The sequence below is a fragment of the Robiginitalea sp. SC105 genome (assembly GCF_014243345.1).
Taxonomy (GTDB): domain Bacteria; phylum Bacteroidota; class Bacteroidia; order Flavobacteriales; family Flavobacteriaceae; genus Robiginitalea.
The window spans coordinates 649,398-661,684 of record NZ_JACLZF010000001.1; the positions used below are offsets into that span (position 1 = coordinate 649,398).

A 12,287-nucleotide genomic window follows, 5' to 3' on the forward strand; every position below is an offset into this window, starting at 1 on the left:
GACACCGGGCCGCAATCCCTAAATGCAACCACAGGATATGGCAAACTTAAAGGAAATACGCAACAGGATCACCTCGGTGAGCTCCACCATGCAGATCACCTCTGCCATGAAGATGGTGTCGGCAGCCAAGCTGAAAAAGGCCCAGGATGCCATCACCGCCATGAGGCCGTATGCCGATAAGCTTACCGAATTGCTGCAGGGCCTCAGCGCCAACCTGGACAGGGACAGCAGCAGCCGGTATGCCGATGTGCGGGAAGTGCGGAAGGTACTGGTGGTATCCGTGAGTTCCAACCGGGGGTTGTGCGGGGCGTTTAATTCCAACATCGTCAAGCAAAGCATGAGCCTGCTGCACGGCACTTACGGGGACAAGCAAGTGGAGTTCTTTACCATCGGGAAAAAAGCCCACGACCTGATCCGCAAGCGCCATACCATTGCAAAGGACCACAGCGGGGTTTTCGACAACCTCACCTTCGAGGCCATTGAGGCTATTGCGGAGGAACTGATGCAACTTTTCACTGACGGAAAATACGACCGTATCGACCTGGTGTACAACCAGTTCAAGAATGCGGCAACGCAGATTGTCACCACCGAACAATTCCTGCCCATCCAGCCAGCCGAAGCGGCGGAGGCGGTATCCGGAGACTATATTTTCGAGCCGTCCGAGGCGGAAATCGTGGAGCAGCTGATCCCCAAGTCCCTGAAGACCCAGCTCTTCAAGGCGGTCCTGGATTCGTTTGCCAGCGAGCACGGGGCCCGGATGACGGCCATGCACAAGGCAACCGACAACGCGGCCGAACTGCGGGACCAGCTGAAGCTCACCTACAACAAGGCGCGGCAGGCGGCCATTACCAACGAGATCCTGGAGATCGTCGGCGGGGCCGAGGCCCTGGCCGGGTAGTGGCTAAACCACCAACGAATTTGAATCCCCGGCGCACTGCCGGGGATTTTTTTTTGCCCCGGTTGCCAGGGGCTTTGGCATCAAATTTGGATACCTATCTTTACAAAGACAAAACATGAAACCCCGGATGCTACAGCGAAACCTTGCCACCCTGCTCCTCACCATGGGGTTGATGGGGTGCTCCTCCCAGAAATCCTTTCAGGCCGACCCGCCTTTTACCGTCACCGACGCCACGGCCCGCATGTGGACAGGGGGCAGGGAAGCCTCGGGCTCAGGGATGGAACTGCAGATGCGCTGGACACCCGGGGATAACGGCACGGCCCGGCCGGACGCCCTATATTTCCGGGGGCACCGCATGGAGGCTGTCCTGGAGGATACGGAAACCGGGATGGTCCTGAAGGGGGAATATCTGCTGGTCGCCCCTAGTAAAGGGGATATGATCATGCACGCCGACGGGCGGGAGGAAGTGGGCAACCAACCACCCCTCCCATTGCCGGAAGCCGACTTCCCCTTTGAACTCCGGCCGGACGAGGCAGTGATTTCCTATACGCGGCTTTCCGACGGGAAGCAATTCTACTTCAAAGTCGAAGGCATTAAGGAAAAACAGGGGCGTATTTACCCGGGCAGACAGGGGCAATAACTTTGCCAGCGTTGGCTAATTGCCTAATTTAGGGTTTTATCTAACCCCCTTCTTCTTTGAAGCTGTTTCGTAAACTCTTCAGGCAAACCTTTATTTACGGCCTGGCCACGGTATTGCCACGCATGCTGTCGTTCCTGCTGGTGCCGCTTTATACGGAAGTCATGCCACCCGGAGGATACGGCGAACTCACCATTATCTTTACGTTTTTTGCCATCTTCAATGTCATCCTGGCCTATGGGATGGAAACGGCTTTTTTCCGGTTTTACAGCAAGGAACCCGAGAAGGAGCGCGTCCTGTCTACCTCCCTGCTCTCCATACTGGGGTCCACGGTCCTGTTTTTCCTCCTCGGGGCCCTGATGCGGGAACCGCTGGCCCGGCTGATGAATATCGAGGTGAGTTACTTCTGGTATTTCATCATCATCCTGTCGCTGGATGCGCTGGTCATCGTGCCCTTTGCCCGGCTGCGGGCACAGGAATCCCCCGGTCTCTATGCCATTGTCAAGATTGCCAATGTCACCACCAATATCGTACTGAACCTGTTTTTCCTCCTCGCCCTGCCCCGCCTGGCCGAATCCGGTACGGAGGAGATCTGGTCTGCCCTGTACGTGGCCGACTTCCAGATCGAGTATATCCTGATTGCCAATATGGTGGCAAGTGGGCTCACCCTGCTCATCCTGAGCGGCAATTACAGGCACCTGAGCCTGGCATTCGATCGGGGCCTTTGGAAGCGGATGCTGGGTTACGGCTTGCCCGTGATGGTTGCGGGGGTGGCCTTTACCATCAACGAGGTGTTCGACAAGTACCTCCTCTCGGAACTCCTGCCCCTGGGCGCGGAAGCGGCAAAGGCAGAGGTTGGGAAATACGCCGCTTGCTATAAGCTCGCCATGTTCATGACCCTTTTCGCCACGGCTTTCCGTCTGGGGATCGAGCCGTTTTTCTTCAGCCATGCGACCTCGGAAAACCCCAGGCGCGCCTATGCCCAGATCACCAACTACTTTGTGGTCCTGGGCAGTGTGATCCTCCTGGCCGTGGTGGTATTCGCCGATGTGCTGAAGGTGCTGTTCGTCCGGGACGAGGCATATTGGGAAGCCATGGAAGTGGTGCCCATCGTGCTGCTCGGCAGTTTTTGCCTGGGCATCTACCACAACCTCTCGGTCTGGTACAAGGTGACCGACCGCACCCGTTTTGGTGCGCTGATCTCCCTGGTAGGCGCGGCCCTTACCATCGGGATCAACGTGGCCTTTATCCCCGAATACAGCTATGCGGCCTCGGCCTGGGCCACCCTGGCGGCCTACGGCAGCATGATGGTTCTGTCCTACCTGTTTGGAAAGCGCTACTATCCCATTCCGTACAACATGCGGAAAATCAGCTTTTACCTGGGGATTTCCATTCTCTTTTCGGTCCTGTCGTTTTACGTATTTAACAGGAACTTATATATCGGGCTGGGCTTACTTTTAGTATTTTTGGGGGTACTCTACCGGCTCGAAAAAGAATTGCTGCTCAAATTGATACGCGGAAAATGAAGGTAAAGATCATCAATCGATCCGGGCGCCCCCTGCCTGCTTACCAAACGGCTGACGCAGCCGGGATGGACCTGCGTGCCTGCCTGCAGGAACCGGTACAACTCGCACCCCTGGAGCGCACCATTGTCAAAACCGGCCTGTATATGGAGCTCCCCAGCGGATTTGAAGCCCAGATCCGGCCAAGGAGCGGCCTGGCTGCCAAACAGGGGATCGGGGTGCTGAACAGCCCGGGGACCATCGATGCCGACTACCGGGGGGAAATTGGTGTGATTCTTGTTAACCTTTCCAATGAAACGGTGACCATTGCAGATGGGGACCGGATTGCGCAGATGGTGGTTGCCCGGCACGAAAGGGCCGAATGGGTGGAGGTTGAAACGCTGAACGAGACGGTGCGCGGGGCAGGAGGCTTTGGCAGTACCGGCAAGGAATAAACATGAGGCTAACTGAGAGAATTCCGAAAGCAATGTGGGCATTGCCCGTTTTCTGGTGCCTGCTGGCAGGTGCCCAGGAGGAGGACAGTGCCGAGTTCTTCCTGGAATCCTACTCCGATGCCTTCCAGCAAACCTTTTTCGAGGCCCTCAAGGAGAAGGGGATCGAAAATTACGACCGGGCGGAAGCCCTGTTGCTCGAGTGCAAACAAATGGACCCCCTGGACCCCGTACTCGACCACGAGCTGGCCAAGGTGCTCATCCGCCAGAAGCAATACCCGGCTGCCGAACAGTACGCCGTAGCCGCGGTCCGCGCGGAACCCGGGGAATACTGGTACCTGCATACGCTGATGCAGGCGCTGGAACCCCAGTACCGGCAGCCCGAAAACCTGGCCGATTTTCTGCCCCTGAAGATGCCGGAATTCCGGATTAACCTGGCCACCTGGTACCTGGAACAGGGCAAAGGAGATAAAGTGCGTGCCCAGTTGGAAGGGCTGCCGGCCACGAATCAGGTGGTGGCCCTGCGGCAGCAGGCCAGCCAGCTGGAGGCAGAGGCAGGCCCTGAAGCCCGGCAGGCGGAAGGTGCGCCCGATGTCAACCCGGGCGAAGGAACCGGGGACACCGCACCAAAGGAAGGCTCTGCAGCAGATTTCGAGAAACAACTGGAAGGGTTGCTCGTCTCCAAAGGGTGGGATGCCGCCCTGGAGCTCGGATCGGAGGCAATCGAAACCTATCCGCTCCAACCGTTTTTTTACCTTGCAAAAGGCCGGGCACTGCTTGGCCTGGGACGCGCGGGAGAAGCGGTTGGCGTATTGGAAGCGGGGGAAGAGTTCCTGCTGGAAACCGGGGAACTCGCCATAAGGATTTACACGGCCCTGGCAGAAGGGTATACTGCGCTGGGCAAAATGGAAAAGGCAGCGGAATACAAGGCTAAAATCAAAAACGGTTCGCAGTGATGCATCGATGGACAAATTATCTGGGTTTCCTGCTGGCGGCAATGTTGCTCACCGGCTGCGGGGCCCGCAAGGTGGTGTCGGCCGGGAAGGTGGACTCCCGGATGACGGTGCGCAATGTGATCCGGAACCACATGTCCGGTACGCCGGATTTCAAAACCCTCAGTGGCCGCCTGGCCATCGATTATTCGGATGGGGAAAACGACCAGAGCGTAACGGTCAGCCTGCGCATGAAGCGGGATGAGGTCATCTGGCTGAGCGCCCCCCTGGGCGTTGTCAAGGTGTATATCACCCCCGGCCGGGTGTCTTACTACAACAAGCTGCAAAACGAGTATTTTGATGGGGATTTTGCCTTTATCCGCGGGTTGCTGGGATCCGACATCGATTTCCAGAACCTCCAGAACCTACTGCTCGGACAGGCTGTCCGGGACCTGCGCGATGAGAAATACAACCTTTCGGTCACCGATGAAGCCTACGAACTCAAGCCGGAGGTCAGCCGGTGGTTGTACAAATTATTCTACGAAATAGAACCGCAGAATTTCCGGCTGGCTTCCCAGCAAATCTCCCAACCGGAGCTGAAACGGCTCATGGAGGTACGCTACCAGACCTACCAGGAAGTCGAGGGCCGGATCTTCCCCGAAGAGCTCCATATAGCAGCCATTGAACAGGACGAAAGAATCACCATAGGGATTACCTACCGGCAGGTCGAAATCAACCGGGACCTGAGCTACCCCTATAAAATACCGAAAGGTTTTAATCAGATAACAGCCCAGTGATCCTACGTATAGTGGCTTTGCGGTTCTTCCTTGCGCTGGTTCTGGCGTCGTTGGCCGGAACGGGCGGGTATGCCCAGCAGGACGAACAGGAGGCGCTCGAAGCAAAAAAGGAACAACTGGAAGAGGAAATCCGGGAGATCAACCGCCTGCTCTTATCCGAACGCGAGCAAAAGGGAAGCGTCCTGGACCAGATGGAGGCCCTGGACCAGAAAATCGGGCGCCAACAGCAACTTATCCGGGTTACCAACCAGCAATCGAACCTGCTCAACCGCCGGATCAATGCCAATATCCGCAACATCAGCAAGCTCCGCGGGGAGCTGGAGACCCTGAAGGCGGATTATGCCGGGATGATCCGCAAATCCTACCGGAACCGCTCCAAACAGAACCGGTTGTTGTTCCTGCTGTCCTCTCAAAGCTGGTACCAGGCCTTCAAACGGCTCCAGTACATGAAGCAGTATACGCAGTACCGGAAGGAACAGGGAGAGGAAATCCAGCAAAAGACCGAGGAACTCACGGTGCTCAACCAGAACCTCAGCCTGCAGCGAAAGGAAAAGGAAGCACTGATAGCCGAAAACCGCAAGGTCCGGGACCAGTTGCTCGCAGAGGTCAAAAGCCAGAAGAACCTGTTGCAGACCATCCGGCAGAACGAAAGCAGTTACGCGGCGGAAATTGAAGCAAAAAGGCGGGAAGCCAGGGAAATTGACCGGCAGATTGAACGGCTCATCCGAAGCGCCATTGCCGCCTCCAACCGGGAAAGTAGTTCGGGTAGCGCCTCGAGCAGCCGCTTTGCCCTGACCCCCGAGGCCAGCCTGATAGCGACTAATTTTTCGGCCAACAAGGGCAACCTGATCTGGCCGGTGGAAAAGGGGGTTAAAAAACAGGGGTATGGCATTTACCAGGATGCGGTTTACCCGGGGATCAAGCACCAGAGCAACGGGGTGATCATCGCTACGGACGAGGGGGCCCGGGCCCGGGCGGTTTTTGAAGGGGAAGTAATCGCCATCCTTGCCGTCCCGGGGGGGAACAAGGGCGTGCAGGTCAAACACGGCAACTATATCAGCACCTACTACAACCTGTCGGAACTCTATGTCCGGAAGGGGGACAAGGTAAAGATCAAGGACGAGCTGGGACAAATACATACCAATCGGTCTAACGGGTTGACGCAATTAAAGTTCTACCTGTATCGGGACGCAACCCGCCTGAACCCGGAGGAATGGATCTATCGACTTTAAAATATAACAATGAGTATAATTACAGACGTAAAGGGAACTTTTGAACTGAATAACGGGGTAAAAATGCCTTACCTGGGCCTCGGGGTGTACCAGTCCGAAGAAGGGGGCGAAGTAGAGCGGGCCGTGAAGTGGGCCCTGGAGGCAGGATACCGGCATATCGATACGGCCCGCGCCTATGGGAATGAAGCCGGGGTCGGGCAGGCTGTCCGCGAAAGCCCGGTGAGCCGGGAAGAAATCTTCGTCACCAGCAAGGTGTGGAATTCGGACCAGGGATATGAGAGCACGCTGCGCGCCTTCGACAGCAGCATGGAGGACCTGGGCCTGGAATACCTGGACCTGTATCTCGTACACTGGCCGGTTGCCGGGAAATACAAAGAAACCTGGCGGGCGCTGGAGCGCCTATACCGGGAAGGCCGGGTGCGGGCCATCGGGGTCAGCAATTTCCTGCAGCACCACCTGGAGGACCTGCTCCGGGATGCGGAGGTGGTGCCGGCGGTGGATCAGCTCGAATTCCACCCCTATTTGGTACAGGGATCCCTGCAGGACTATTGCAAGGCCCGGAATATCCAGTACGAAGCCTGGTCGCCCCTGATGCAGGGGGAAATATTCCAGTTGCCTCAAATGAAGGAAATGGCGGATGCCTATGGGAAGAGCATTGCCCAGGTGGTCCTTCGCTGGAATTTGCAGAAGGGGGTGGTGACCATCCCCAAGTCCTCCAAAAAGGAACGTATAGAGGCCAATGCGGACCTCTTTGACTTTGAGCTTTCTCCGGATAGATATGGACAGGCTGGATGCGATGGACAGGGGGCGGCGTTTCGGGCCGGACCCCGACAACTTCGACTTTTAGGAACCGGATCCGAGGAACAGCGCCTTGAGTTCTGTGGCGTCCCCGGGTTTCATCTTGCCGGCAAGTACCAGGCTGAGTTGTTTGCGCCTGAGGGCAGCCGCATAGCGCTGTTTTTCCAGTTCCGTTTCGGGCTCGAGGGGGGGCACTTCCGTGGGAATGCCCGTGTCGTCCACGGCTACGAAGGTATATATGGCCTCATTTGCCTTATCCCGCTCCCCGCTGAACCGGTCTTCGATCCAGACATCGATAAATACCTCCATGGAGGTCCGGAATGTACGTGAAATGGCCGCTTCTACCGTCACCACGCTGCCCAGCGGTATGGAACGGTTGAAGGCCACATGGTTCACGGAAGCCGTTACCGTGATCCGGCGGCTGTGCCTGCGGGCGGCAATGCTGGCAGCCCGGTCCATCCGGGCGAGCAATTCACCCCCGAAGAGGTTGTTCAGCGGGTTGGTTTCGCTGGGAAGTACCAGGTCTGTCATGATGGTGCGCGAGTCACTGGGAGTTTTTGGCTTCATATCAGGCTTCATCTCGGGAATTTTCGGCAAAGATACGGCCCCGCGGTGAGGAATGAAACGGGACAACCGGCTGAATACGGGAAAACAGGTGGAATAGGGGCGATAGGGCGGTACAGGCTTCCCCTGAGGGGCCTGAGGACCTTGGTGGCTGAAGGGGGATTTTACTTTTCCGAGAGCAGCCAGGCGTCGTTGGAAACCTCGCGCTTGATCTTCCGGAGGCCTTCCAGGGCGAGTTGCGGGTCGCTGAAGGTACCACAGGACACCTGGTGCAGCCCAAAGGCATTCACACCGTGATACCGGGCATCATATCCGCGGCTGCGCAATTGAGCAATTTTCCTGTCTGCATTTTCGCGAACCCGGAAGGCGCCGGCAATGATGTGGTGGGATCCCTTGCGGGCTTTTGACACCTCCAGGGTAATGGAGGGGAGCTCCAGGGGCTGGGAACCGAAAAACGTGGCTTCCTGTATGTGCCGGGACACTTCCTCCCGTGCGGCTTCCTGGACCAGGTCGCCGGAGGCATTGCGGCTCTGGTAAAAGGTATATCCGGATATCCCGGCCGTAACGGCGAGCAGCAGGATGGCGGCATATTTTAAATAGGGCCGCAAACCGGGCGTTTCCCGGGATTCCGGGGTAAATGTAAACGGGATGCGCTCCTCCAAAACCTCCACCTCTTCCTTCATGGTTTCCCGAACCACCGGGGTGGCGATCAGGGAGGACAGGCCAAAGGAGGCGGTCAGGAAGTTCGTTTTATCGACGGGCTGGAAGAATATTTTCTTTTCGCTGTTGAGCCTGAAGGTACCCAGGGATTCCAAGGTAAACTTGTGCTCCTGTTGGAGTTGTTTGAGCCAGCCCCTGGCCTCTTGTTCCACATGCTGCAGGGCCTCCTCGTAGGACATCTTTTCCGCCTGGGCAATGTGGGAGACCAGCAGGCCGTCGTTAGACCGCAGCTGGGCGTTAAAGGACAACACCTTGGAAGGCGGATAAAAGGTATTGCTGTCCTTTTGCAGGTAGGCAGGCTTTATTTGCGTCAGGAACGCCCCGAATTCAGGGACTACCACGCACTGGTAGCGATAAAGCAGGGATTCTATGTGACGGGCCGTTTCCATATGAGGCAAAGATGCTAAAATTTAACATTTACACCAACGCGGGGGTGCACCTTTTTATCAACTATTTAATGGTGCATCCTGTGAATTATACAATGAAGTGGCTGATAAAGAGCTAGTTGCATTATTGAGATTACAGGCAGTTCCCGGGATCGGACCGGTGGGATGCAAACAACTCATCGAGCGCTTCGGAAGCCCATCCGCTGTTTTTGCCGATAAAGGGATATTAGCGGAGAGCGGCCTGAGGCCGGACCTTGCAGGGAGGTACGGGGAGGAACAATACCTCCGGTGGGCCGAGGACGAGCTGGAATTTGCGACGAAACGTGGTATCCGGTGTATTTCCTACCTGGATCCCGGTTACCCCGCCGGCCTCCTGCAGTGCGCGGACGGGCCCCCTGTGCTGTTTACCCGGGGGGCCATTCGATTCGATGCCGGCCCCCTGGTTTCCGTGGTAGGTACCCGGGGCATGACGGAATATGGCCGGCAGTGCTGTGAGGCTTTTATTCGGGGAATCGCACCGATAAACCCGATAATCATCAGCGGTTATGCCTATGGAATCGATATCACGGCCCAGCGAACTGCCATGAGCCTTGGGTTGCAGACCATTGCCTGCATGGCTCACGGCCTGGACCGGGTGTATCCTGCCGCGCACAGGAGGTACGAGGGGGAATTACTTGAAAACGGGGGGTACCTCAGCGAATTTCCCAGGGGGACGTTGCCGGAACCGGGGCATTTCCTGAGGAGGAACCGGGTAATTGCCGGGCTCAGCCCGGCGACGGTGGTTATCGAGTCCGGGGAGCGGGGCGGCAGCCTGGTGACTGCCGGCCTGGCCTTCGGGTATAACCGGGAAGTCTTTGCCTTTCCGGGGCGCGTTACCGATATGCAGAGCAGGGGCTGTCACCAGCTTATCCGCCAACAAAAGGCCCAGTTGATCCAGGATGCCGGGGAATTCCTCCATGCAATGGGATGGGAACCCGAAGGCGGCGACCCGGACAGCCACCGGCCCACCCGGTTGCCGGAGCACCTGGAACCCAATGAGCAGTCCCTGGCCAGGATCCTCCGGGAATCGGGCAGCAGGCACCTGGATGATTTGGCCATTTCCTGTGGAATTTCTGTTTCGGAAGCACTGACCAGCCTTTTCAGCCTTGAAATGATGGGTTTGGTGCGCGCGTTGCCCGGAAAATGCTTTTGCTGGGAGGGGTAAAAAACAAACCACCTGGTCAGTTGGGGGCCGAAAGGGATCCATAAATCCCGGTTCGGGGGTTGTTCACCCCCTGTTGCCTGTCGTTGAACGACCATCCGGGGAAGGGCTTTATCGGCAAAGGGGGCATTTTCCGACCAGGTGGTCGGTTTGCCTGTTTCAGTAACCGAGTTTTGCACGGACCCGCTCCAGTACCTCACTGGCAACCACCCGCGCCTTCTGGGCCCCTATTTCAAGCGCTTCGTCGACCTCTGCAGGGTGTTCCCGATAGTATTCGAAGCGCTCCCTTGCCTCTGAAAAAGTATCCCGGACACATTCAAACAGCGCTTGTTTGGCATGGCCGTATCCATAGTTTCCGCCCAGGTAGTTGGCGCGCATCTCCGCTACTTTTTCCGGGGAGGCCAGTATTTTATACAGGGCAAAGACCGTATCCGTGTCCGGGTCTTTTGGATCTTCCAGGGGTGTACTATCCGTGACGATGCCCATGATCTGTTTGCGCAGCGCCTTATCCGGCTGGAAGATATCGATCAGGTTCCCCTTGCTCTTGCTCATCTTCTGCCCGTCTGTCCCGGGGATGTACATGGTGTTTTCCTGGACTTTGGCCTCCGGCATCACAAAGGTCTCCCCGAGTTGGGCGTGGAACCGGGCCGCGACATCCCGGGTCATTTCCAGGTGCTGCAACTGGTCCTTGCCCACGGGCACGATCTCCGCGTCGTAGAGGAGGATATCGGCCGCCATCAGCATGGGATAGGAGAAGAGCCCCGCATTCACGTCTTCCAGCCGGTCGGCCTTGTCTTTGAAGGAATGGGCGAGGGTGAGGCGCTGGTAAGGAAAAAAACAGCTGAGGTACCAGGCCAGTTCGGTAACCTGTGGGACATCGCTCTGCCGGTAAAACACGGTTTTTTCAATATCCAGGCCAAAGGCGAGCCAGGTGGCCGCAGTGGCAAAGGTATTGCCGCGGAGCACTTCCCCGTCCTTGATCTGGGTAAGGGAATGCATGTCCGCGATAAAGAGGAAGGAATCGTTGGCGGGACGGGCGGCCATTTCGATGGCCGGGCGGATGGCCCCGAGTATGTTCCCCAGGTGCGGGGTTCCGGTACTTTGAATGCCGGTCAGAATCCTAGGCATGGCGATGGTCTTTGCTTCTCCCCGCAAATGTAGGCTGGCAATTCCCGCTGTGCAACCCCTGCCCGGAAAATTCGGGAGCCAGCCGGCCGCATACCGGGATTTCCCGAACCGTGCTGTCCTCCAGGGCGTGCCCTCCATTGTGAAAGCCTTCCCTAACGTTCCTGCGGATTCCTTCAGGCATCCCCCGGGCAAAATTGCTACTTTTGGGACCATGAAAGACCTGTTCCGCATACCGGCAGTGACCCTGTGGAGGATTTGGTTCTATATCCTGGTGGCCCTCCCGATCCTGGTCTTTTTCCCCTTCCTGCTGCTGTTGACCATTTCCCAGCGTACCTACCCCCAGTTTTTCTGGATGGCCCGGAACCTTTGGGCACCGGTTATCCTGTACGGGATGGGGTTTGTGCCGGTTATACGCTACGACCAGCGCCTGGAAAAGGGAAAGAGCTATATGCTGGTCGCCAACCATACCAGCATGCTGGATATCATGTTTATGCTTCGGGTAAGCCGTAACCCCTTTGTGTTTGTCGGCAAGAAGGAATTGGCTAAAATCCCCCTTTTCGGTTTTTTTTATAAGCGGGTATGCATTTTGGTGGACCGGGAAGACAGCAGGAGCAGGTCCGGTGTCTACCGTCGGGCCCAGAATCGTCTCAAGAGCGGGTTGAGCATCTGTATTTTCCCGGAGGGCGGGGTTCCCGAGGAGACGGTGGAGCTCGACAGCTTCAAGGACGGTGCGTTTAAAATGGCTATTGCGCATCGGATTCCGGTTGTCCCCATCGTGTTTTTTGATTCCAAAAAGCGCTTTTCATTCCTGTTTTTCAGCGGCAGCCCCGGCGTATTGCGGGCACGGGTGCACCCGTTTGTCGAAACCGCGGACCTCATGGCGGCCGATAAGGCGAGGTTGCGCGAAACAGTACGGGAAACGATACTGAAGAGCCTGCGCAGCGGGCCGATAAAATAAAGCGCCAAACGGGCGCTTTATTATGAATATCAACTAGTTATGTCTCCTTCGATAGGGTCTCTTTTCCTTAACGTACCGAATG

The 12,287-nt window shown here is 56.9% G+C and carries 12 protein-coding genes and 1 pseudogene; 10 read left to right on the forward strand and 3 right to left on the reverse strand.

Features of this window, described 5'->3' with window-relative positions; all coding sequences use genetic code 11:
• Positions 1–37 precede the first annotated feature (37 nt).
• From atpG to H7F20_RS02905, 8 genes and pseudogenes are all read left to right on the forward strand, one after another.
• Positions 38–898, forward strand: a complete 861-nt coding sequence (gene atpG / locus H7F20_RS02870; protein WP_185784625.1) for an ATP synthase F1 subunit gamma — start codon at positions 38–40, stop codon at positions 896–898.
• A 127-nt stretch (positions 899–1,025) separates the two neighbouring features.
• A complete protein-coding gene (locus H7F20_RS02875; RefSeq protein ID WP_185784626.1) occupies positions 1,026–1,538 on the forward strand; it encodes a hypothetical protein in 513 nt (170 codons plus the stop codon).
• Between the two features lie 56 nt (positions 1,539–1,594).
• The gene (locus H7F20_RS02880) at positions 1,595–3,061 is read left to right on the forward strand and encodes a lipopolysaccharide biosynthesis protein (RefSeq protein WP_185784627.1); all 1,467 of its coding nucleotides are present in this window, start codon (positions 1,595–1,597) and stop codon (positions 3,059–3,061) included.
• Positions 3,058–3,492, forward strand: coding sequence for a dUTP diphosphatase (gene dut, locus H7F20_RS02885; protein ID WP_185784628.1), 435 nt, complete (start codon positions 3,058–3,060; stop codon positions 3,490–3,492). Before H7F20_RS02880 ends, dut begins: the two co-directional genes overlap by 4 nt.
• 32 nt (positions 3,493–3,524) lie before the next feature.
• Complete coding sequence (locus H7F20_RS02890; RefSeq protein WP_185784629.1) at positions 3,525–4,445, forward strand: hypothetical protein; 921 nt, start codon at positions 3,525–3,527, stop codon at positions 4,443–4,445.
• On the forward strand, positions 4,445–5,218 hold the full coding sequence (locus H7F20_RS02895; protein ID WP_185784630.1) for a DUF4292 domain-containing protein: 774 nt from the start codon (positions 4,445–4,447) through the stop codon (positions 5,216–5,218). The genes H7F20_RS02890 and H7F20_RS02895 overlap by 1 nt, the downstream gene beginning before the upstream one ends.
• Positions 5,215–6,450, forward strand: a complete 1,236-nt coding sequence (locus H7F20_RS02900) for a peptidoglycan DD-metalloendopeptidase family protein (protein WP_185784631.1) — start codon at positions 5,215–5,217, stop codon at positions 6,448–6,450. The genes H7F20_RS02895 and H7F20_RS02900 overlap by 4 nt, the downstream gene beginning before the upstream one ends.
• Before the next feature lie 63 nt (positions 6,451–6,513).
• A pseudogene (locus tag H7F20_RS02905) lies at positions 6,514–7,170 on the forward strand (aldo/keto reductase); the annotation flags it as partial.
• 123 nt (positions 7,171–7,293) lie between these two features.
• Here H7F20_RS02905 and H7F20_RS02910 read toward each other — a convergent pair.
• Together H7F20_RS02910 and H7F20_RS02915 are read right to left on the reverse strand one after the other, a co-directional pair.
• Complete coding sequence (locus H7F20_RS02910; RefSeq protein ID WP_185785810.1) at positions 7,294–7,815, reverse strand: acyl-CoA thioesterase; 522 nt, start codon at positions 7,813–7,815, stop codon at positions 7,294–7,296.
• 161 nt (positions 7,816–7,976) lie between these two features.
• On the reverse strand, positions 7,977–8,921 hold the full coding sequence (locus H7F20_RS02915; RefSeq protein ID WP_185784632.1) for an SPOR domain-containing protein: 945 nt from the start codon (positions 8,919–8,921) through the stop codon (positions 7,977–7,979).
• A 124-nt stretch (positions 8,922–9,045) separates the two neighbouring features.
• Between H7F20_RS02915 and dprA the strand changes: the two genes are divergently transcribed.
• Positions 9,046–10,122, forward strand: a complete 1,077-nt coding sequence (gene dprA / locus H7F20_RS02920) for a DNA-processing protein DprA (protein ID WP_185784633.1) — start codon at positions 9,046–9,048, stop codon at positions 10,120–10,122.
• A gap of 156 nt (positions 10,123–10,278) precedes the next feature.
• Here the strand turns inward: dprA and trpS are convergent, their stop codons facing one another.
• On the reverse strand, positions 10,279–11,247 hold the full coding sequence (gene trpS, locus H7F20_RS02925) for a tryptophan--tRNA ligase (RefSeq protein ID WP_185784634.1): 969 nt from the start codon (positions 11,245–11,247) through the stop codon (positions 10,279–10,281).
• Positions 11,248–11,458: 211 nt separating this feature from the next.
• Between trpS and H7F20_RS02930 the strand changes: the two genes are divergently transcribed.
• On the forward strand, positions 11,459–12,205 hold the full coding sequence (locus H7F20_RS02930; RefSeq protein ID WP_185784635.1) for a 1-acyl-sn-glycerol-3-phosphate acyltransferase: 747 nt from the start codon (positions 11,459–11,461) through the stop codon (positions 12,203–12,205).
• Positions 12,206–12,287: the final 82 nt, after the last annotated feature.